This window comes from Kribbella sp. NPDC031520 (genome assembly GCF_055580825.1).
Map to the genome: position 1 here is coordinate 705,681 of NZ_JBVIKS010000002.1, position 20,531 is coordinate 726,211.

18 protein-coding genes are annotated in these 20,531 nt (G+C 69.6%); 11 read left to right on the forward strand and 7 right to left on the reverse strand.

All coding sequences use genetic code 11. The features are described from left to right. Positions 1-3 precede the first annotated feature (3 nt). The 4 genes from ACZ5BU_RS12115 to ACZ5BU_RS12130 all read right to left on the reverse strand — a co-directional run bounded on the left by ACZ5BU_RS12115 (position 4) and on the right by ACZ5BU_RS12130 (position 3,446). Positions 4-1,689: a Mur ligase family protein gene (locus ACZ5BU_RS12115; protein WP_465698050.1), complete on the reverse strand. Its 1,686-nt coding sequence runs from the start codon at positions 1,687-1,689 to the stop codon at positions 4-6. After that, entirely contained in the window at positions 1,689-2,459 is a 771-nt protein-coding gene (fabI, locus tag ACZ5BU_RS12120) for an enoyl-ACP reductase FabI (protein ID WP_465698052.1), read from the reverse strand. The genes ACZ5BU_RS12115 and fabI overlap by 1 nt, the downstream gene beginning before the upstream one ends. Continuing rightward, positions 2,459-3,163 (reverse strand): 3-oxoacyl-[acyl-carrier-protein] reductase, encoded by a 705-nt coding sequence (gene fabG, locus ACZ5BU_RS12125; protein WP_465698054.1) that lies wholly within the window; start codon positions 3,161-3,163, stop codon positions 2,459-2,461. Before fabG ends, fabI begins: the two co-directional genes overlap by 1 nt. Positions 3,164-3,233: 70 nt before the next feature. Next, complete coding sequence (locus ACZ5BU_RS12130; RefSeq protein ID WP_350863729.1) at positions 3,234-3,446, reverse strand: dodecin; 213 nt, start codon at positions 3,444-3,446, stop codon at positions 3,234-3,236. 76 nt (positions 3,447-3,522) lie between these two features. Between ACZ5BU_RS12130 and ACZ5BU_RS12135 the strand changes: the two genes are divergently transcribed. Both ACZ5BU_RS12135 and ACZ5BU_RS12140 read left to right on the forward strand, forming a co-directional pair. Next, positions 3,523-3,894 carry a DUF3099 domain-containing protein gene (locus tag ACZ5BU_RS12135; protein ID WP_465698056.1) on the forward strand — a complete coding sequence of 124 codons (372 nt, stop codon included), beginning with the start codon at positions 3,523-3,525 and terminating at the stop codon, positions 3,892-3,894. A gap of 178 nt (positions 3,895-4,072) precedes the next feature. Continuing rightward, positions 4,073-4,276 carry a hypothetical protein gene (locus ACZ5BU_RS12140; RefSeq protein WP_465698058.1) on the forward strand — a complete coding sequence of 68 codons (204 nt, stop codon included), beginning with the start codon at positions 4,073-4,075 and terminating at the stop codon, positions 4,274-4,276. 65 nt (positions 4,277-4,341) lie between these two features. Here ACZ5BU_RS12140 and moaA read toward each other — a convergent pair whose 3' ends face one another. Beyond that, positions 4,342-5,361 (reverse strand): GTP 3',8-cyclase MoaA, encoded by a 1,020-nt coding sequence (moaA, locus tag ACZ5BU_RS12145; protein ID WP_465698060.1) that lies wholly within the window; start codon positions 5,359-5,361, stop codon positions 4,342-4,344. 57 nt (positions 5,362-5,418) lie between these two features. Between moaA and ACZ5BU_RS12150 the strand changes: the two genes are divergently transcribed. From ACZ5BU_RS12150 to ACZ5BU_RS12160, 3 genes are read left to right on the forward strand one after another with little or no spacing between them, the layout of a single operon-like run. Beyond that, positions 5,419-6,213: an SURF1 family cytochrome oxidase biogenesis protein gene (locus tag ACZ5BU_RS12150; RefSeq protein WP_465698062.1), complete on the forward strand. Its 795-nt coding sequence runs from the start codon at positions 5,419-5,421 to the stop codon at positions 6,211-6,213. Then, complete coding sequence (locus ACZ5BU_RS12155; protein ID WP_465698064.1) at positions 6,137-7,984, forward strand: glycoside hydrolase family 15 protein; 1,848 nt, start codon at positions 6,137-6,139, stop codon at positions 7,982-7,984. Before ACZ5BU_RS12150 ends, ACZ5BU_RS12155 begins: the two co-directional genes overlap by 77 nt. A gap of 60 nt (positions 7,985-8,044) precedes the next feature. Next, positions 8,045-8,800, forward strand: coding sequence for an SDR family oxidoreductase (locus tag ACZ5BU_RS12160; RefSeq protein WP_465698066.1), 756 nt, complete (start codon positions 8,045-8,047; stop codon positions 8,798-8,800). Positions 8,801-8,891: 91 nt separating this feature from the next. On the opposite strand, the gene ACZ5BU_RS12165 is transcribed toward ACZ5BU_RS12160, so the two are convergent. Together ACZ5BU_RS12165 and ACZ5BU_RS12170 are read right to left on the reverse strand one after the other, a co-directional pair. Further along, positions 8,892-9,365 (reverse strand): carboxymuconolactone decarboxylase family protein, encoded by a 474-nt coding sequence (locus tag ACZ5BU_RS12165; RefSeq protein ID WP_465698068.1) that lies wholly within the window; start codon positions 9,363-9,365, stop codon positions 8,892-8,894. Positions 9,366-9,418: 53 nt separating this feature from the next. Continuing rightward, positions 9,419-10,513, reverse strand: a complete 1,095-nt coding sequence (locus tag ACZ5BU_RS12170; RefSeq protein ID WP_465698070.1) for a DNA polymerase domain-containing protein — start codon at positions 10,511-10,513, stop codon at positions 9,419-9,421. Between the two features lie 160 nt (positions 10,514-10,673). Here ACZ5BU_RS12170 and ACZ5BU_RS12175 point away from each other — a divergent pair, with 160 nt between their 5' ends. The 6 genes from ACZ5BU_RS12175 (at position 10,674) to ACZ5BU_RS12200 (ending at position 20,489) form a co-directional block, all read left to right on the forward strand. Beyond that, the gene (locus ACZ5BU_RS12175) at positions 10,674-12,269 is read left to right on the forward strand and encodes a M4 family metallopeptidase (RefSeq protein WP_465698072.1); all 1,596 of its coding nucleotides are present in this window, start codon (positions 10,674-10,676) and stop codon (positions 12,267-12,269) included. 100 nt (positions 12,270-12,369) lie between these two features. Beyond that, the gene (locus ACZ5BU_RS12180; RefSeq protein WP_465698074.1) at positions 12,370-14,094 is read left to right on the forward strand and encodes an NAD(P)/FAD-dependent oxidoreductase; all 1,725 of its coding nucleotides are present in this window, start codon (positions 12,370-12,372) and stop codon (positions 14,092-14,094) included. Beyond that, positions 14,087-15,448 (forward strand): adenylate/guanylate cyclase domain-containing protein, encoded by a 1,362-nt coding sequence (locus tag ACZ5BU_RS12185; protein WP_465698076.1) that lies wholly within the window; start codon positions 14,087-14,089, stop codon positions 15,446-15,448. Before ACZ5BU_RS12180 ends, ACZ5BU_RS12185 begins: the two co-directional genes overlap by 8 nt. 82 nt (positions 15,449-15,530) lie before the next feature. Beyond that, positions 15,531-17,915, forward strand: coding sequence for a lamin tail domain-containing protein (locus tag ACZ5BU_RS12190; protein WP_465698078.1), 2,385 nt, complete (start codon positions 15,531-15,533; stop codon positions 17,913-17,915). 62 nt (positions 17,916-17,977) lie between these two features. After that, positions 17,978-18,394 (forward strand): peptide-methionine (R)-S-oxide reductase MsrB, encoded by a 417-nt coding sequence (gene msrB, locus ACZ5BU_RS12195; RefSeq protein WP_465698080.1) that lies wholly within the window; start codon positions 17,978-17,980, stop codon positions 18,392-18,394. Between the two features lie 100 nt (positions 18,395-18,494). Next, positions 18,495-20,489 (forward strand): S53 family peptidase, encoded by a 1,995-nt coding sequence (locus ACZ5BU_RS12200; protein WP_465698082.1) that lies wholly within the window; start codon positions 18,495-18,497, stop codon positions 20,487-20,489. Positions 20,490-20,531: the final 42 nt, after the last annotated feature.

A 20,531-nucleotide genomic window follows, 5' to 3' on the forward strand; every position in this document is an offset into this window, starting at 1 on the left:
GGGCTAGTGCTGGGCTCTCTCGACCTTGCTCTTCAAGATCTCCGGTGTGTCGACAGTAGCTCCCTCGGACCGCAACCAGCGGTCAAGACTCGCCCGATCCTGCAGAGACATCACCGCGACCACATCCCCGGCCCGGGCCTGCGCGACCAGCGACTGCGCCGCCTCGAGCTCGGTCGGGAACGCCGGTACGTCCTCGACACCGACCGACGCGGCGCCCTCCCGGAACACCGCCTCGAGCTCCGCCGGCGGACGTCCGCGCAGGTAGTCGCTCTTGTGCCCGATCGCGACCTTGTCGGTTGCCCGCGCGCCCATCGCGCCGAGCGCCGCGACCATGTCGTCGGCCCGGTCCCCCGGCGACCCCAGCGCCAGCATCAACCGGCCGCCCTCGGGGCGGACGCCGTTCATGATCTCGATCAGCGCCTCGAGCCCGGCCTCGTTGTGGGCGAGGTCGATCACCACGGTGAAGTCGCGCAGCGAGTACATGTTCATCCGGCCGGGGTTGTTCTCGTTCGGCGCGAACGTACTCAGACCCTCGATCACGGCCGCCCGCGGCAACCCGAGCCCGAGCGCGGCCGACGCCGCGGCCAGCGTGTTCTCGACGTTGTAGTGCGACAGCCCGGACAGCGTCATCGGTACGTCGACCACCTTGAGCAGCGGCTCCGGGTCGCGGGAGCTGTCCAGCACCGTGACGAACCCGTCGAGCACGGTCGTGGCGCGGCCGCCCTCGTCCAGCACCGCCCGGATCGACGGCGAGTCGGGATCGCGGGAGAACACCCAGCACTTGGCCGGCGAGCCGAGCCGCATCGCGAACGTACGGGGGTCGTCGCCGTTCACGACGCACCAACCGCGCGGCCGGGTGATCTGGGTGATCACGGCCTTCACCTCGGCGAGCTGGTCGACGGTGTCGATGCCGCCGAGCCCGAGGTGGTCGGCGGACACGTTGGTGACGACGGAGACGTCGTTGTACGCGATGCCGACGCCGCGGCGCAGGATGCCGCCGCGCGCGGTCTCGACCACGGCGAGCTGGATGCCCGGCTGGGACAGCACCTGCGCGGCGCCGCTCGGGCCGGAGAAGTCGCCGTACTTGATCAGTTCGCCGTCGAAGTACACGCCGTCGGTGCTGCACCAGCCGACATGCAGGTCGGCGGCGCGGCCGATGTGCGCGATCATCCGGGAGGTCGTGGTCTTGCCGTTCGTCCCGGTCACCGCGACCACCGGAACCTTCGGCCGCAGCGTCGGCGGCGCGTTGCCCGGCGGCTCGTCGCGGACGCGTTCACCGACGGACTTGATCAGCCCGCCCAGATCGTCCGCACCGAACGCGTCCAGGACCTCGACGATCGCAGCACCGAGCGCCCGCGCCCGGCCTTCGTGCGCCCACGGGAACGCCACCACGAGTCGCCGTACGTCGGACTCCGGACGGACGCGGACACCGATCCGGCCGATCCCGGCCTCGCGCGCGATCCGCCGTACGACGTGACCGACCACGCGGATCGCGAACCGCTGCCGGAACCCGGAGCCGATCCGGCCCGGGCGCGTGGTCCCGAGCCCGATCGCCTGCGCGTACGTCTTCGCCGCTGGGGCGGGCGCGTCCGCGAGCGCCGACACGTCGAGCGTCAGCTTGACCGCGGCGCGGCTGAAGTAGAGGTTGGCGCCGTCCAGGACACGCAGCTCTACCAAGGAAGTTGCCACTACGCTCCCATCGCGTGGTAACCGCCATCGACGTGGATGATCTCGCCGGTGGTTGAGGGGAAGAAGTCGGACAGCAGGGCGACGATCGTGCGGCCGGTCGGTTCGAGGTCGGACGGGTCCCAGCCGAGCGGGGCGCGGTCCAGCCACGGCTCCTCGAACTTCTCGAAGCCCGGGATCGCCTTCGCGGCCAGCGTCTTCAGCGGGCCGGCCGAGACCAGGTTGCAGCGAATGCCCTGCGCACCGAGGTCACGCGCCAGGTACCGGCTGGTGGACTCGAGCGCCGCCTTGGCGACACCCATCCAGTCGTACCCGGGCCAGGCGACGGTCGCGTCGAACGTCATCCCGACGACACTGCCGCCACGACCCATCAGCGGCGCGCAGGTGACCGCGAGCGCCTTCAGGCTGTACGCCGACACATGCACGGCCTGCGCCACGTCGTCCCACGGACCGTCGAGGAACTTGCCGCCGAGGATGGTCTCCGGGTTCCCGTACGCGATCGAGTGCACGACCCCGTCGAGCCCGTCGACGTGCTCGCGGACGGCGTCCGGCAGCGCGGCCAGGTGCTCCGCGTTCGTCACGTCCAGCTCGAGCACCGGCGGCTCGACCGGGAGCCGCTTCGCGATCCGCTTGGTGATGCTCAGCGCACGGCCGAAGTTCGAGATCAGGACCGTCGCGCCCTGCTCCTGCGCGACCTTGGCCGTGGCGAAGCCGATCGACGAGTCGAGCGTGACGCCGGCGACCAGGATGCGCTTGCCGTCGAGGATGCCCATCAGTTGCCCATCCCGATACCGCCGTCGACCGGGATCACCGCGCCGGTGATGTACCCGGCCTCCTCCGACGCGAGCCAACGGACCGCGTTCGCGACCTCCGACGTCAGGCCGAACCGCCCGAGCGGGATCTGGCTCAGGTACTGCTTCTGGGTCTCCTCCGGCAGTACGGCGGTCATGTCGGTCTCGACGAACCCCGGCGCGACCACGTTCGCGGTGATGCCGCGGCTGCCCAGCTCGCGGGCGATCGACCGGGCCATCCCGATCAGGCCGGACTTGCTGGCCGCGTAGTTCACCTGGCCGGGCGAGCCGAGCATTCCGACCACCGAGGAGATGAACACGATCCGGCCCTTGCGCAGCCGCAGCATGCCCTTCGCGGCCCGGCGCGCGACCCGGAACGAACCGGTCAGGTTGGTCTGCACGACCTGGTCCCAGTCCTCGTCGGACATCCGCAGTAGCAGCGTGTCGCGGGTGATCCCGGCGTTCGCCACCAGCACCTCGACCGGGCCGTGCTGCTCCGCGATCGTGTCGAACGCCGCGTCCACCTGCTCCTGGTCGGTGATGTCGCACTTCACGCCGAGGAAACCCTCCGGCGGCGGGCTGGAGTTGTAGGTCACGGCGACCTGGTCACCCGCCTCCTTGAACGCGGTCGCGATCGCCAGCCCGATGCCCCGGTTGCCTCCGGTCACCAGCACAGACCTGCTCACAAGCCCTCCTCACGTCGTCGGTCGGAGGAACGCTATCCCACTCGGCTCGTGGCTTCCGCACCCAGACCGGTCAGGAGTCCTCGAGCCGGAAACCGACCTTCATCGTCACCTGGTAGTGGTCGATCTGGTTGTCCGAGAGGTGGCCGCGGATGTCGGTGACCTCGAACCAGTCGAGATGACGAAGGGTCTCCCCGGCCCGGGTGATCCCGTTGGTGATCGCCTGGTTCAGACCCTCCTTGGAGGTGCCCACGATCTCAGTCACCCGGTACGTGCGATCGGTCATGACATGCCTCTCTCTGCTGCCTGGCTGCGCTTGGGCGGACAGCGCGGCGTACCGTTGTTCTTGGTGAGGAGGATAGATGTCGAGACGCCATGAGCGGAGCGGCGCGGCGGTCATCTCGGTGACCAGTGCGCAGCCCGGCCGGTCCGAGGACCTGGACAGCCGGATCGTGCGGTACGCCTGGATGATGTCGATCCGGGTGGTGTGCTTCGTCCTGGCCGTGGTCACCCCGTCGCCGTGGCGCTGGCTGTTCGTCGTCGGCGCGGTCGTCCTGCCGTACTTCGCGGTGGTGCTGGCGAACGCCCATCGGTCGGCCACCCAGGCCGGCTCGAACGCGTTCATCGCGCCCGCGCGACCGGCGATCACCGAGCATCCGGCCGCCGTCGTACCGGCCGACCCCGAGCCGGATCAGGAGCCGCTTCGGGACTCCGGCGCCGACACCGAAAAGTGATGTGGGCCGGGACTGGAAAACTTGGAGTGATTCGTGTCAGAATCTCCCGCGTGCTCTGAAGTTCATGAGTGAAATTCAGGGACTTGATGCGGCGTCGGACGGCTCCCCCCGTGGCTGTCCGACGTCGCTTCATTTTGCCCAGGCAATTGATTATTGAGACATCAGGGAATGCAGGAATGTGACCGAAGAAGCCGTATCGACCGTCTGCTCCGCCAGGGGCTGCGGCAACCCCGCCACGTGGGCGTTGCGCTGGAACAACCCGAAGATCCACACGCCGGACCGGCGCAAGACCTGGCTCGCCTGCGACGAACACAAGGACAGCCTGTCCGACTTCCTGGACCGCCGGTCATTCCTGCGCGAAGTCGAACCATTCACGCCATGAATGTCGAGCCCGCCACGCAGAAACTTACCGAAAAACTGCATTTCCGGATTAGGCCGGAGTACTGATCAACCGCCGATCGCGGACATCGGGCGGGACGGTTGCAGGAAGCTCGGGTCGTTGATGCCGTGGCCGGGAAGTTTGCCGGCCATCGCGCGCCGCCAGCGGCCGGCCAGTTCCTCGTCGTCGGCACCGGCTCGCAGTGCGGTCCGCAGGTCCGACTCGGTACGCGCGAACAGGCAGTCCCGGACCTGACCGTCGGCGGTCAGCCGGACCCGGTCACAGTCACCACAGAACGGCCGCGTGACCGAGGCGATGATGCCGACCGTCTGCGGCCCGCCGCCGACCAGGAACGACTCGGCCGGTGCGCTCCCGCGCTTCGACGCGTCGTCCGGGGTCAGGTGGAACCGCTCGGTCAGCATGCCGAGGATCTCGTCGGCAGTGATCATCGTCGCGCGGTTCCAGCCGTGCTGGGCGTCCAGCGGCATCTGCTCGATGAACCGCAGTTCGTAGCCACGGTCGAGGCAGAACTCCAGCAGTTGCGGCGCTTGCGTGTCGTTCACACCGCGCATGAGGACGGCGTTCACTTTCACCGGCGTCAGACCCGCGTCGTTCGCGGCCTCCAGTCCGGCGATCACGTCCTTCATCCGATCGCGCCGGGCGAGCTGCTTGAAGGTCTCGACGTCGACCGTGTCGAGGCTCACGTTCACCCGGTCCAGACCGGCTTCCTTCAGCGCTTTCGCCTGCCGGGCAAGGCCGATCCCGTTGGTGGTCAGGGACACCTCAGGGCGGGGGGCGAGCTGGGTCGTACGGGCAACGATGTCGACCAGGCCGCGGCGCAGCAGCGGTTCGCCGCCGGTGAAGCGGATCTCGTGCACGCCGAGGTGGGTGACGGCGACCGAAACCAGGCGGACGACCTCGTCGTCGGTGAGCAGTTCCGGCTTCGGCAGCCAGTCCAGGCCTTCCTCCGGCATGCAGTACGTACAGCGGAGGTTGCAGCGGTCGGTGAGCGACACGCGCAGGTCGGTGGCGACCCGGCCGTAGCGGTCCGCCAGGCCCGTTCGCGTCGCTTGCTGGATCGCCGTCATCCCCCCAGCGTACGTGCCGGGCGTCGGCAGTTTCAGGGGATGGCTTAAGTTCGAGACGTGGGCCGTATCGTGAACATCCGCTGGATCGCCGCCGCGCTGGGGGTCCTGCTGCTGGCTACCGTGTGCGTGGAGCTCGGTCGCTGGCAGCTGCACCGGCTCGACGAGCGCAAGGCGCGCAACGCGGTGACCAGGACCAATCTGGCCGCCCAGCCTGCGCCGATCGACCAGATCCTCGGACCGCAGGGCGTGGTCGGAGACCAGCACGCGTGGCGCACCGTGGTCGTCACCGGGACGTACGACGCCTCGAAGCAGATCGTGATGAAGTACCGCAACGTCGAGGACCGGCCCGGGTTCGAGATCGTCACGCCGCTGGTCCTCGCCGACGGCAAGGCCCTGCTGGTGGACCGAGGGTTCATCCCCCGGCAGAGCTCGGAGCTGATGCCGCTGCACGTTCCCGCCGTACCGACCGGGCAGGTCACCGTGACCGGGCGGCTGCAGCGCAGCGAGCGCGGCGGTCACACGAACGGCGGTACGCCGGACGACGGGACCGCGCGGCTGATCAACGGGCCTGACTTCGCGAAGGTCCTCGGCCTCAACCTGTACGACGGATACGTGCAGATCACCAAGCAGGACCCGGCCAACGACCCGTCGTTCGGCGGGTTCCCCGGTCCGGAGATCGACGACGGTCCACACTTCTTCTACGCACTCCAGTGGTTCTTCTTCGCGCTGCTGGCGGTCGGTGGGCTGGTCTATTTCACGAAAACGGGAGGCCGCGGTGACAAGTCGGGGGACCAGCCAGAATCCGGCGACGCCGTCGAGCAGCCCGCGGCCCACGCCGGAGCGGCGGATTGAGGACTATGCGCTGATCGGTGACCTGCAGACCGCCGCACTGGTGTCCAAGCAGGGCTCGATCGACTGGCTGTGCTTCCCGCGGTTCGACTCCCCCGCATGTTTCGCGGCGCTGCTCGGTACGGACGACAACGGCCACTGGCGGATCGCGCCACAGGACGCGGACGCGGTCAGCAGCAGGCACTACCGCGGCGACACGCTGGTGCTCGAGACCGAGTGGTCGACGCCGAGCGGATCCGTCCGGGTGATCGACTTCATGCCGCCGCGGGACACTGCACCGGACGTCGTCCGGATCGTCGAGGGCATCAGCGGATCCGTCGAGATGCGGTCCGAGCTGAAGCTGCGGTTCGACTACGGTCACGTCGTCCCGTGGGTACGGCGGTCCGACGGGCAGATCGACGCGATCGCCGGGCCGGACGCGGTCTCGCTGCGGTCCGACGTCCATCAGTACGGCCGCGACCTGACGACGTTCGGCGACTTCCGGGTCGGCAAGGGCGACCAGGCCTGGTTCGTGCTGACCTGGCACCCGTCGCACCACCCGGTACCGAAGGCGACCGACGCGATCGCGTCGCTCAAGCCCACCGAGGACTTCTGGACCGAGTGGATCGGCCGCAGTACGAGTACGACCGAGCTCAGCGAGGAGGTCACCCGGTCGATCCTGACGTTGAAGGCACTGACGTACGCGCCGTCCGGTGGCATCGTCGCCGCGCCGACCACCTCGCTGCCCGAATCGCTCGGCGGTTCGCGGAACTGGGACTACCGGTACTGCTGGTTGCGCGACGCAACGATGACGCTGTCCGCGATGCTCCGCGCCGGGTACACCGAAGAGGCCCAGGCCTGGCGGAACTGGCTGCTGCGCGCGATCGCCGGCTCCCCGCAGGATGTCCAGATCATGTACGGCGTGACCGGTGAACGCCGGCTGACCGAGTTCGAGGCCGGCTGGCTGCCCGGGTACGCCGGATCGGCCCCGGTGCGGATCGGGAACGCGGCCGCGGAACAGCTGCAGATCGACGTGTTCGGCGAGGTGATGGACGTACTCGCGCTGGCCCGGGAGCACCAGATCGGTGCGACCGACGAGGCGTGGCAGGTACAGCGCGGGCTGATGCGGCACCTCGAAGAGGTGTGGAACCAGCCCGACGAAGGGATCTGGGAGGTCCGCGGCGGCCGGCAGCACTTCACGTACTCGAAGGTGATGGCCTGGGTTGCGTTCGACCGGGCCGCGCGGGCGGTCGAGCGGTTCGGGCTGACCGGGCCGGCGAAGGAGTGGCGGGCGCGCGCGGACGAGATCCACCGGGCGGTGTGCGAGCAGGCGTACGACGCGGACCGGAACACGTTCACGCAGGCGTACGGGAGCAAGGCGCTCGACGCCGCCGTCCTGCTGATCCCGCAGGTCGGGTTCCTGCCCGCGGACGATCCGCGGGTGGTCGGCACGGTGGACGCCGTCCAGCGGGAGCTGGCGTCGGAGGGTTTCGTCCGGCGGTACCTGACCGAGCACACCGACGACGGGCTGAGCGACGACGAGGGGACGTTCCTGATCTGCTCGTTCTGGCTGGCCGACGCGCTCGCGATGGTCGGCCGGGTCGGCGAGTCCCGCGACCTGTACGAGAAGCTCGTTGCCCTGCGCAACGACGTCGGCCTGCTCGCCGAGGAGTACGACGTGAGCTCCGGGCGGATGCTCGGCAACTTCCCGCAGGCGTTCTCGCATCTCGGCCTGGTGAACACCGCCTGGCACCTGACCACGGCCGAGTCACCTTTGCGCAAGTCGGCGTACTAGGTGTTTGCCGTCGGCCACGTTCGAGGTGCGCGGCTGGGCGGGGTGCGGCAGGATGGAGACGTGGACCTAGGACTTCGCGATCGCACGTACATCGTCACCGGCGCCAGCGCCGGACTCGGCTTCGCCACCGCGAAGGCTCTGGCCGCCGAAGGCGCGCGGCTGGTGATCTCCAGCCGCAACGAGGAGTCGATCGCGCGGGCCGCCGCGGAGCTCGGTGAGAACGTGGTCGGGATCCCGGTCGACAACGCCGACCCGGAGAGCGCCGAGCGGCTGGCGGCGACCGCGATCGCCAAGTGGGGCGACCTGCACGGCGCGCTGATCAGCGTCGGCGGACCGCGCGCCGGCACCGCGCTGGACTCCGACGAGGACGACTGGCGAGCGGCCTTCGACAGCGTCTTCCTCGGCGCCCTGCGGATCGCGCGGGCGGTCGCCCGGGCCGGGGCGGAGGGTACGTCGATCGCCTTCGTGCTGTCGTCGTCGGTGAAGTCCCCGATCAACGGGCTGGCGATCTCGAACGGCCTCCGCCCCGGGCTGGCGATGATCGCGAAGACGCTCGCCGACGAGCTCGGCCCGAACGGCATCCGGGTGAACGGCCTGATGCCGGGCCGGATCTCCACCGACCGGCTGAAGGAGCTCGACGGGAAGTCGGGCGACCCCGAGGCGGTCCGGCGCGCCTCGGAGAAGACCATCCCGCTGCGCCGCTACGGCACCCCCGACGAGTTCGGCCGGGTCGCCGCCTTCGTCCTCTCCCCCGCCGCCTCCTACCTCACGGGCGCCATCATCCCCGTCGACGGCGGAGCACTCCGCACGATCTGAACCGCCACGCCATCACAATCAGCCGCGCCGTCGGTGACTGCGCTCGGCCCGGCGATCAGCCGGCGATTGTGATGGCGTGGCGGTCCGCCATTCACCCCCACTGGCCCGGCACGTAGTCGCCGGCCGGTTGCTGGGTGATGACGTTGAGGCGGTTCCAGGTGTTGATGCCGGCGATGGCGGCGACCAGCGCGCCGAGCTGGTCCTCGTTGTAGTACTTGGTAGCGTTCAGCCACACGTCGTCGGGGACTCCCCCGGCGGCGTCGGCGAGCCGGGTACCGGCTTCGGTCAGTGCGAGCGCGGCACGCTCCGCCTCGGTGTAGACGGTGGCCTCGCGCCAGACCGCGACCAGGTTGATCCGGACGGCGGTCTCGCCGTGGTGGGCGAGGTCCTTCGAGTGCATGTCGACGCAGTACGCGCAGCCGTTGATCTGGCTGGCCCGCAGCTCCATCAACTCGAGCGTGGCCAGCGGTACGCCGGCATCCTGCGCGGCCCGGGCGGCCGTGTTGAGGTGCTTGACGAACTTGCCGAGCGCCGGATTGGTGAACAGGTCCAGACGTGCATCCATAACAGGTATCTCCTAGCGAATGAGCATCCGTACACCCATCCGACGAGACAGCGCTACGGAATGTCAGGGATCCGGTTGCCGTGTTCGTCCCAGTGTTCGGCGACCTTCTTGCTCGGCTGGACGCGCGGCGGTTCGCCCGGCATCTTCGGGTAGTCGGGCGGGAAGTTCAGCTCGCCCCCGGGCAGCTCCTCCCAGAGCCGGAGCAGCGGGTCGAGGGCGTACGCCATATCGTCCATGTCCGCCCACGGGTCGCCGTCCGACAGATACTCCGGAACCGTATGCAGGTTGAACGCGCGCGGGTCGTCGACCTCGGCGAGCCGTTCCCACGTCATCGGCGTGCTGACCGGAGCGCCCGGCCGTGGGCGCAGCGACCAGGCACCGGCGACGGTACGGTCGCGGAGGTTCTGGTTGAAGTCGAGGAAGATCTTCGCGTCGCCGCGCTCCTCCTTCCACCAGGCCGTGGTCACGCCGTCGTCGCGGCGCTCGAGTTCGCGGCCGAGGCCGATCGCGGCGTGCCGGACCTCGTCGAACGACCACTCGGGCCGGATCCGCACATAGATGTGGATCCCCCGGTTGCCGCTGGTCTTCGGGTATCCGCGAAGGCCCTGCTCCACGAGCAGTTCGCGCGCGACCGCGGCCACCCGCCGGGCGTCGGCGAAGGTCGCCCCGGGTTGCGGGTCGAGGTCGAGGCGCAGCTCGTCGGGCCGGTCGAGATCGGTTTTCCGGACCGCCCACGGGTGGAAGGTCAGCGTGCCCATCTGGGCCGCCCAGACCGCCGCGGCAGGCTCGGACAGGCACAGCTCGTCGATCGGGCGGCCGTTCGGCGTGAGCACGCGGCACGTCTCGAGCCAGTCCGGAGCGCCCTTCGGCAGGCGCTTCGAGTAGAACCCGTCGCCCGTCTGCCGGCCGATCGAGTCGACCGACAGCGTCATCCCCTCGCGCCAGCCGCCGGGCCAGCGTTCGAGCGCCACCGGCCGGTCCCCCGAGGCGTGCATGAACGCCGGAGCCACGGCGACGAAGTACTCACAGACCTGCAGTTTCGTGACCTCCGGGGCCCAGTCGGTCGCCTCGTAGACGACCCGCTCGGGACTCGAGACCCGGACCTCACGCTCCCCCACGGTGAGCATCACCGCCGTGCTCTTCGCCATGCGGTGACGGTATCGCCCCCGACCGACCAAATCCGGCGGGCAGCGCGAGGAAAGGCAACTTTTCTCGACCTCTGGCCACCGTAGGTGACCGGGCGGTAACGTTCCAGCACCTCGTTCCTGGGGCGTGAGGCCCCCGGGACACCTGACAAGGAGCGCGAGGATGAACAGATCCGCCCTGTTCGCCGCTGCGACAGCAGTGGCGACCACCACCGCCCTCGGACTGACCAGCGCACCAACTGCCACCGGTGCACCGACGGCGTCCCCTGTCCCCACCCCGGCCGCGGCCGTCGCGAAGGCCAAGGAGGCGATCAGCAGCAACCTGACCGCGCTGCGCGCCACCACCGCCGACGCGTTCGTGGTCAAGGACGTCATCGTCGACAAGGACGGCAGCAGCCACGTCCGGATGGACCGTACGATCGGGGGCCTCCCCGTCCTCGGCGGCGACGTCGTCGTCCACGAGACCAAGGACGGCGCCTTCAAGAGCGCCAGCCTGACACTCACCAAGAGCGCGAACATCAGCCGTACGCCGAAGCTCACCGCCGCCACCGCGACCGCGAAGGCACTCACCAAGGGCCTGAAGGCCGAAGGCAAGCCCAGCCTGGTGATCGAGGCCCGCAAGGGTGCACCGCGGCTGGCCTACCTGGTCACCACCGCCGGCACTCAGAAGGACGGTACGCCGAGCCTCATCACCACCACCGTCGACGCCCTGACCGGCGCGAAGCTGATCAGCGAGCAGCACGTCGAGACGGCCACCGGCGACGGCAAGAGCCTGTACTCCGGCACCGTGCCGCTCGAGACGAGTACGGCGACCGGCGGGTACACGCTGACCGACGCGACCCGCGGCGGCGGCTGGACCGGCGACGCGAACAACAAGACCGACTCGATCCTGTGCCAGCTCTTCCAGCTTGGCTGCACGGCGGCGACCAAGTTCGTCGACGCCGACAACCACTGGGGCAACGGCACCACGTCCGACCGCGCCTCGGCCGCCGTCGACGCGCACTACGGCGCCGCGATGACGTACGACTACTACAAGAACGTCCAGGGCCGGAACGGCATCTTCGGCGACGGCAAGGGTGTCCCGAGCCGCGTGCACTACGGCTCCAACTACGTGAACGCGTTCTGGGACGGCAAGCAGATGACGTACGGCGACGGCGACAACGTCGCGGCCGGTCCGCTGGTGTCGCTGGACGTGGCCGGTCACGAGATGTCCCACGGCGTCACCGAGCACACCGCGAACCTCACGTACTCCGGTGAGTCCGGCGGCCTGAACGAGGCCACCAGCGACATCCTCGGCACGATGGTCGAGTTCTACGCGAACAACGCCTCGGACCCGGGCGACTACTACATCGGCGAGAAGATCATGAAGGACCGCCCGGCGCTGCGGTACATGGACAAGCCGAGCAGGGACGGCACCTCGCCGGACTGCTACACCTCGGACGTCGGCAACCTGGACGTGCACTACTCGTCCGCGATCGCGAACCACTTCGCGTACCTGCTCGCCGAGGGCTCGGGCGCGAAGACGATCGGCGGCCTGCCGCACAACTCGCCGACCTGCAACGGTTCGACGCTCACCGGCATCGGGCACGACAAGCTCGGCAAGATCTGGTTCCGCGCGCTGACGACCTACATGACCAGCGGTACGACGTACGCGCAGGCCCGGACCGCCACGCTGAACGCGGCCACCGACCTGTACGGCGCGAACAGCACGGAGAAGGCCGCCGTCGCGGCTGCCTGGTCCGCGGTAGCCGTCAACTGATGGTGCTTCGCCGGGTCCTGTCCCACTGGGGCGGACAGGACCCGGCGAACAAACGCTTTGCACATTGCCAGGCGGTTTGGGTGGACCTACCGTCACAAACATGGGTGGGGAACCCGGGGGAAGGCCAAGGCTGCATGCGGCCAGGCCGGTGCTGCTCGTCGTCGACGCTGACCCGGAGCGTCTGGAGCGGTGCGAGACAGAGCTGGACCGCGGGTTCGGCGCGGACTTCCGGGTCCGCGGCGAGCTGACGGCCGCGGCTGCTCTCGACTGCCTGCGACGGGCGCACGAGTGGGGGCAGCGGGTCGCCGTCGTGCTCGTCGACCACGCGCTCCCGGACGACGAGCGGGCCGGGATCCTCGCAGCGTCGCGGACGATGCATCCCGACGCGCGCCGGGCGCTGCTGATCGAGTGGGGCGCGTGGGCCGACCGTACGACGGCGTCCGCGATCCTGTCCGCGATGGCGGTCGGCGACATCAACTATTACGTGCTCAAGCCGTGGACCGCGCATGACGAACTGTTCCACCGGACCGTCGCGGAGTTCGTCCAGGAGTGGTCGCGGTACGAGGTCGCGAACCTGCGTGAGGTGGTCGTGGTCGCGGCCGGCAACTCGGTCCGTGGTCAGGCGGTACGCAGTCTGCTGGCCCGCAACGGCATCCCGAGCGCGTTCCGGGAGAGTGGCTCGGCGCAGGCGAACGAGGTACTGGAGTTCGTCGGCGAGCCTGATCCCGGTGCGGGGGTGCTGGTCTGGATGCCGGCCGTCGGCGGCGCCGTGCTGCATGATCCGACCGATGCGGAGATCGCGGAGGCGTGGGGGGTGCCGACGACGCTGGAGTCCGACGACCCCGCGTTCGACGTGCTGGTGATCGGGGCCGGACCCGGTGGGCTCGCGGCGGCGGTCTACGGATCGTCCGAGGGGCTGCGGACGCTGGTGGTGGAGCGGGAGTCGATCGGCGGGCAGGCAGGGACGAGTTCGCTGATCCGGAACTACCTGGGGTTCTCCCGTGGTATCCGCGGCTCGGAACTGGCCCAGCGCGGGTACCAGCAGGCGTGGGTGTTCGGCGCCCACTTCGTGCTGATGCGGACCGTCGGGAAGCTGGAGCGGCGCGACGGCCGGTTCCGTGCCGTGATCGACGACGTGGGTGAGGTCACGGCACGGGCGGTCGTGCTCGCGACCGGCGTCTCGTACCGGCGGCTCGACGTACCGTCGCTCGAGCGGCTGGTCGGGAACGGCGTGTACTACGGCGCGAGTGTGTCGGAGGCGCACGGCCTGAAGGACCGGGACGCCTGCGTGGTCGGCGGCGGCAACTCGGCCGGGCAGGCGGTGCTGCACCTGGCCCGGTACTGCCGGCAGGTGCTGCTGGTGATCCGGGGCGAGGACCTGTCGGCGAGCATGTCGCAGTACCTCATCGACGCGATCGATGCCGCGGGCAACGTCACGGTACGGGCGTCCAGCGAGGTGGTCGACGGTGCCGGCGACGGGCGGCTGCAGCGGCTGACGCTCCGGGACCGGAAGACCGGTGCCGAGGAGAACCTGCCGATCGACGGGCTGTTCGTGATGATCGGTGCGGTACCGGGGACCAGCTGGCTGCCGGCCGAGGTCGCGCGGGACAAGCTCGGGTTCGTACTCACCGGCTCCGACGCGGGCGTGAACCCGCTCTGGAACGAGAGCCGGCCCCCGCAGCCGTACGAGACCACGCTTCCCGGGTTGTTCTCGATCGGCGACGTCCGGTCCGGATCCGTCAAGCGGGTGGCGTCCGCGGTCGGCGAAGGGTCGGTCGTGGTCTCCCAGATCCACACCCACCTCAAGGTCACGCCGGATGCCTGAGCGGCGGCGGTTCGTCTACACGCCCGCCATGGTCGGGCTGACCGCGCTCGTCCTGCTGGTTCCGATCGCGGGCCTGGTGTTGCTGTTGGAGAAACCGCGGCTCGACCTGCACTGGGAGCACCATCCGACGCACTTCTGGCTGGTACTGGCCACGGCGACGCTGGGCGCCGTACTGGCGTATCTGACAGGTGCTGCCGCGCTGCGCCGCGGTGACGCACGGGTGCTGTTCGTGTCGCTGGCCTTCTTGTCCGCGGCCGGGTTCCTCGGCCTGCACGCACTGGCGACCCCGAAGGTCCTGCTCGACACCCCCAACGCCGGCTTCACCCTCGCGACGCCGGTGGGTGTGGCGCTGGCATCGGTGTTCGCGTTCCTGTCCAGCCTGACCGTCTCCGGCACCGCCTGGGGACGACGCCTGCGAGCCGCGTTGCTGGTGCTGATGGCCTTGTGGGCAGTGGCGTCCGTACTGCGGCTGCCGCCGTTGCAGGCGACGTCCGTCCCCGAGGTCGCCGACGGCATCCTGCGGGGCCTCGCCGTACCCGCGGTCCTGCTGTACGGCGTCGCGGCGGCTCGCTACCTGCGGATCTGGTGGGCGCGACCGTCGTTGATGGTGCTGTCGATGATCTCCGCGTTCGTGCTGCTCGGCGAGGCGATGATCGCGCTGGTGTTCGCCCGGAACTGGGCGCTGTCGTGGTGGGAGTGGCATGCGCTGTTGCTGACCGCGTTCGTCCTGGTCGTGGCCGGGGTGCGGATCCAGTGGTACGAGGAACGGTTCGCCGACCTCTACCAGGCGGACACCGTGTCGGGACGCCGGGAGCTGAGCGTGCTGTTCGCCGACCTGCAGGGGTTCACGACGTTCTCGGAGCAGCACGACCCGGCCGAGGTCACGGCGATGCTCAACACGTACTTCGAGGTCGTCGTCCCGCCCGTGGTCCGCCGGCACGGCGGCGACGTCGACCGGATCATCGGGGACGCGCTGATGGTCACGTTCAACAAGCGCGGCGACCAGCCGGATCACGCGGCTCTCGCCGCCGCGGCCGGGCTCGCGCTGCAGGAGGCCGCGACCGCCGTCCGGGCGGCACATCCCAACTGGCCGCAGTTCCGGGTCGGGATCAACAGCGGGATCGCGTCGGTCAGCCTGCTCGGGACGGAGGGCGGCCGGACCCACACCGTCATCGGTGACACGGTGAACGTCGCGTCCCGGATCGAGGGTGCGGCCCCGGGTGGCGGGGTCGCGATCGGGCCGGGGACGAAGGCGCTGCTGCCGCAGGCGCGTACCGAGTCACTCGGACTGGTCAGTCTCAAAGGAAAGGCCGAGCCCGTCGAGGTGTACCGGCTGCTGGAGTTGCGTGCATGATCACCCGTGCCTTTGCGGTACGCACCGGGTGTTCATGTGTTGGACCTTGGAACGACCTCGTGACGGTGTGAGAATCCGGGCCATGTCTGCCCTGATCCGACCGCGGCGCCGCCTGGGCGTTCTCGTGGTCACGTCGAGTCTCGTACTGGCCGGCGCCGCCGCTTTCGTGGCCCGGTCTGCTGACGCCGCCTCCACCGATGTGGTGATCACAGAGGTGTACGGCGGTGGCGGCAACAGCGGAGCGCCGTACACCAACGACTTCGTCGAGCTGACCAACAACAGCTCCGCGCCGGTCGACGTGAGCGGCTGGTCGATCCAGTACGCGTCCGCTGCCGGTACGACGTGGCAGGTGACGAAGCTGACCGGCAGCATCGCGCCGGGCGCCGCGTACCTGGTCCAGGAGGGCGGCGGCGCGAACGGCCAGCCGATGCCGACGCCGGACGTGACCGGGACGATCCCGATGTCGGCGACAGCCGGCAAGGTTGCCCTGGTCACCAACCAGACCGCACTCGCCTGCGGTTCCGCCTGCCACGCCGACCCGGCGGTCCGCGACTACGTCGGCTTCGGTACGGCGAACGACTCCGAGACCGCGCCGGCGCCGGGCCTGTCGAACACGACCTCGGCCGCCCGGTCGAACCCGAAGCAGGACACCGACAACAACAGCGCGGACTTCGTCGCGGGCAACCCGTCGCCGGGCACGCTGACCGGTGGTCCGGCCCAGCCGCCCGTGGACGCGAAGATCCACGACATCCAGGGCGCCGCGCACCGCTCGCCGCTGGAGGGCAAGCGGGTCGGCAACGTCACCGGAGTGGTGACGGCGAAGAGCAGCAGCGGGTTCTGGTTCCAGGACACGCAGCCGGACGACAACCCGGCCACCAGCGAAGGTGTTTTCGTCTTCACCAGCTCCGCGCCGACGGTGTCGGTCGGGGACGCGCTGAATGTCGAGGGCACGGTCGCCGAGTTCCGCCCGGGCGGCTCCGGCGGTACGACGAACCTGACCACCACCGAGCTGACCAACGCCAAGATCACCGTCACCGGGACGGCCGCCGTACCGGCCCCGACGATCGTCGGCCCTGGCGGACGAGTGCCGCCGTCGACCGTGATCGACGACGACTCCAACGGTGACGTCGAGAAGACCAGCACCGCGTTCGACCCCGCGAACGACGGCCTCGACTTCTGGGAGTCGCTCGAGGGCATGTGGATCGGTATCGACCAGCCGGAGGTCACCGGTCCGACCAGCTCGTTCCGGGAGCTGTCCGTCGTACCTGCTGGTTCCGGCGTACGTACGGTGCGCGGCGGGATCCTGCTGCAGAAGACCGACTCCAACCCGGAGCGGATCCTGCTGGACGACGTTCTGACGCCGATCCCGGACGCGAAGACCGGCGACAAGCTCGCCGGAACCGTCACGGGCGTCGTCGACTACTCGTTCGGGAACTTCAAGTTCCTGCCGACCACGACGCCGACCGTGGTCGACGGCGGGGTCACGCGCGAGGTCACCAAGGCCTCCTCGTCAGTGCAGCTGTCGGTGGCGACGTTCAACGTGGAGAACCTGGACCCGTCCGACGGCGACGCCAAGTTCGACGGGCTCGCGCAGGCCGTCGTGCACAACCTCGCGGCGCCCGACATCGTCGGGCTCGAAGAGGTGCAGGACAACGACGGCGCGGTCAACTCCGGTACGACGGCCGCGGACAAGACGCTGAACCTGCTGACCGCGGCGATCGTGAAGGCGGGCGGCCCGCAGTACGCGTGGCGGGAGATCGACCCGGTGAACAACGCCGAGGGCGGCGAGCCGGGCGGCAACATCCGGGTCGCGTTCCTGTACCGGACCGACAAGCCGCTGAAGTTCGTCGACACGCCGGGTGGCGGCTCGACGACCGCGACCACGATCGTCACCGACGCCGCGGGGCGGCCGCACCTGAGCTCCTCGCCCGGGCGGGTCGACCCGGCCAACCCGGCCTGGGCCGCCACCCGGGTCCCGCTGGCGGGCGAGTTCAAGTGGCACGGGCAGACCGTGTTCGTGGTCGTGAACCACTTCAGCTCCAAGGGCGGCGACGACCCGCTGTGGGGCCGGTTCCAGCCGCCGGTACAGTCCAGCGCCCCGAAGCGGCACGAGCAGGCCGCCGTGGTGCGCGGGTTCGTGGACCAGATCCTGGCGAAGGACCAGGGCGCGAACATCGTCGTACTGGGTGACCTGAACGACTTCGACTGGTCGCAGACCGCCGACATCCTGGTCGGTTCGGGCAAGACCGCGCTGATCGACCTGCCCCGGACGCTGCCGTTGCCGGAGCGGTACAGCTACGTGTTCGAGGGGAACAGCCAGATCCTGGACCAGATCCTGATCTCGCAGAACCTCCGCCCGGCGTCGTCGTACGACGTGGTGCACATGAACGCGGAGTTCCCGGACCAGATCTCCGACCACGACCCGCAGGTGGTGAAACTGATCCCGCTGCCGTCCTGGGTGCGCTAACCGGAGTGTTACGTCGGTCGCCCGGACGGGGTTTTCGCGTCCGGGCGACCGATACTGGTGAAGTGACAGATGACACCAAGCAGTACGCCGTCCAGAAGTCCGACGCGGAGTGGAAGGCGCAGCTCTCCCCCGCCGAGTTCCACGTCCTGCGCCAGGCCGGCACCGAGCGGCCGTTCGTCGGCGAGTACACCGACACCAAGACGGTCGGCGTCTACAAGTGCCGCGCCTGCGACGCCGAGCTGTTCCGGAGTGAGACCAAGTTCGACTCGCACTGCGGCTGGCCCTCCTTCTTCGCCCCGCTCGCCGAGGATCGCGTCCAGTACATCGAGGACTCGACCCTCGGCATGAAGCGTGTCGAGGTCCGCTGCGCCAACTGCGGCTCCCACCTCGGCCACGTCTTCGAAGGCGAGGGCTACGGCACGCCCACCGACCTCCGCTACTGCATCAACAGCATCAGCCTCACCCTCCAGCCCGAGTGACCAGGTACTGGTGGTCCGCCTGACTCAGGGCTACCTTGAGCCAAAGGTCTCTCGGGGGCACTGAAGGCCGTGTGCACGGCATCTTTGCAGGAGGCAACAAGTGGCGGACATCAGGTCGCGCGCGGCAGTCGTCGGCGTAGCAGCGGTACTGGTAGCAGGAGCGCTGGTGTGGACGCAGTCCGCATCGGCCGCTCCATCAGGGCGGCACGGCCTGGCCGGGAGCGTCCCGCCCTGGGCCACGGCCGCCGCCAAGGTCGGTGAGTCGGCCGGTTCGGACAATGTCGGGTTCCGGGTCTATCTGGGTTGGCGCGATGCCGGCGGCGCGGAGGCGCTGGCCACCGCGGTGTCCACCCCCGGCTCGGCGAGCTACGGGAAGTACGTGAGCGCGGCGAAGTTCCGCACCCAGTACGCGCCGTCGGCGTCCGACGTGTCGGCAGTCCAGCAGTGGTTGCGCAAGGCGGGCTTCGACATCGGCGTCACGCCGGGCAACAACCGCTATGTGCAGGCCGAAGGCACGGTAGCGCAGGCCGCGGCCGCGTTCGGCGCCAAGTTCGGCGTCTACAAGGTCGCCGGCCAGACCCTGCGGGCGCCGGAGTCGGAGCTGTCGGTCCCGTCGACGCTGCCGTCCTCGATCACCGCGGTCGTCGGCCTGGACGAGTCGTCGGCACTGGTCACCCCGTACGCCCAGTCCCCTGACGCGACGCCGTCGCCGGCCTTCGTGAACGCGCCACCGTGCTCGGCGTACTGGAACCAGAAGGACACCGCCAACACCCCGACCCCGGACGGCACCACGGTGCCGGTCGCGTACGGCCACCCGAACCCGTGGGCGGTCTGCGGCCACACCCCGGCACAGCTCCGCAGCGCGTACGGCGTGGCGGGTGCCGTGGCCTCCGGCAACGACGGCACCGGCCAGACGGTCGCGATCATCGACGCGTACGCCTCGCCGACGATCGTTGCGGACGTCAACGAGTACTCGGCCCGGCACGGTCTGCCGAAGCTGACCGGCTCCACCTTCAGCCAGGTCACCCCGCCGGGCGTGTTCAACCGGCCGCAGAACTCCCGCCAGGACCCGCAGGGCTGGTACGGCGAGGAGACGCTCGACGTCGAGGCCGTCCACGGTGTGGCACCCGGCGCCAAGATCGTGTACGTCGGCGCGCCGAACAACTACCAGGACCTCGACGCCGCGATGAACCACGTCGTCGACCAGCACCTGGCGTCGATCGTGACGAACTCGTACGGCTTCCCGACCGAACTGCTGCCGACCGGCTACGTCAAGCCGATGAACGACACCCTGATCGAGGCCGCCGCCACCGGTATCGGCGTGTACTTCTCCTCCGGCGACTCCGGTGACCACACCGGCGGCAACCCGGCGAACGCGAGCAAGGCGACGCCGGACTGGCCCGCCGTCAGCCCGTGGGTGACCGCGGTCGGCGGGACCGCGCTGGCCGTCGGTGCCGCTGGCAACTACCTGTTCGAGACCGGTTGGGAGACCGGCCGCTCCGACCTGTCCGGTGGCGCCTGGTCGCCGACTCCGCCCGGAAACTACACCGGTGGCTCCGGCGGTGGCACCAGCCGGCTGTTCGTCCAGCCGGCGTACCAGAAGGGCGTGGTGCCGACCGCCATCGCGACCGCTCACGGCACCCGGCCGCAGCCGATGCGGACGGTGCCGGATGTGGCCGCGATCGGCGACCCGAACACCGGCTACCTGGTCGGCCAGACCCAGGCGTTCCCGGACGGGACGTCGAGGTACAGCGAGTACCGGATCGGCGGCACCAGCCTGTCCTCGCCGGTCTACGCGGGCCTGATGGCCATCGCCCAGCAGAACGCCGGGCACGACATCGGCTTCGCGAACCCGCTGCTGTACTCGAAGGCCGGCAGCTCGGCGTACCACGACATCGTCCCGCCGACGGCACCGGTCGCGGTGGTCCGCAACAACTACAGCAACGGCGTCGACGCCTCCGGTGGCACCTTCGTCAGCCTTCGCACCCTGGACTTCGACTCCGGGCTGACGATTCACGTACGCCCCGGTTACGACGACGTGACCGGCGTCGGCTCACCGAACGGAGCAGCCTGGCTGAACGCCTTGTCCCAGTAGACTGGACCGCCCCGAGCCAACCCGGACGGGGCGGAAAGGATC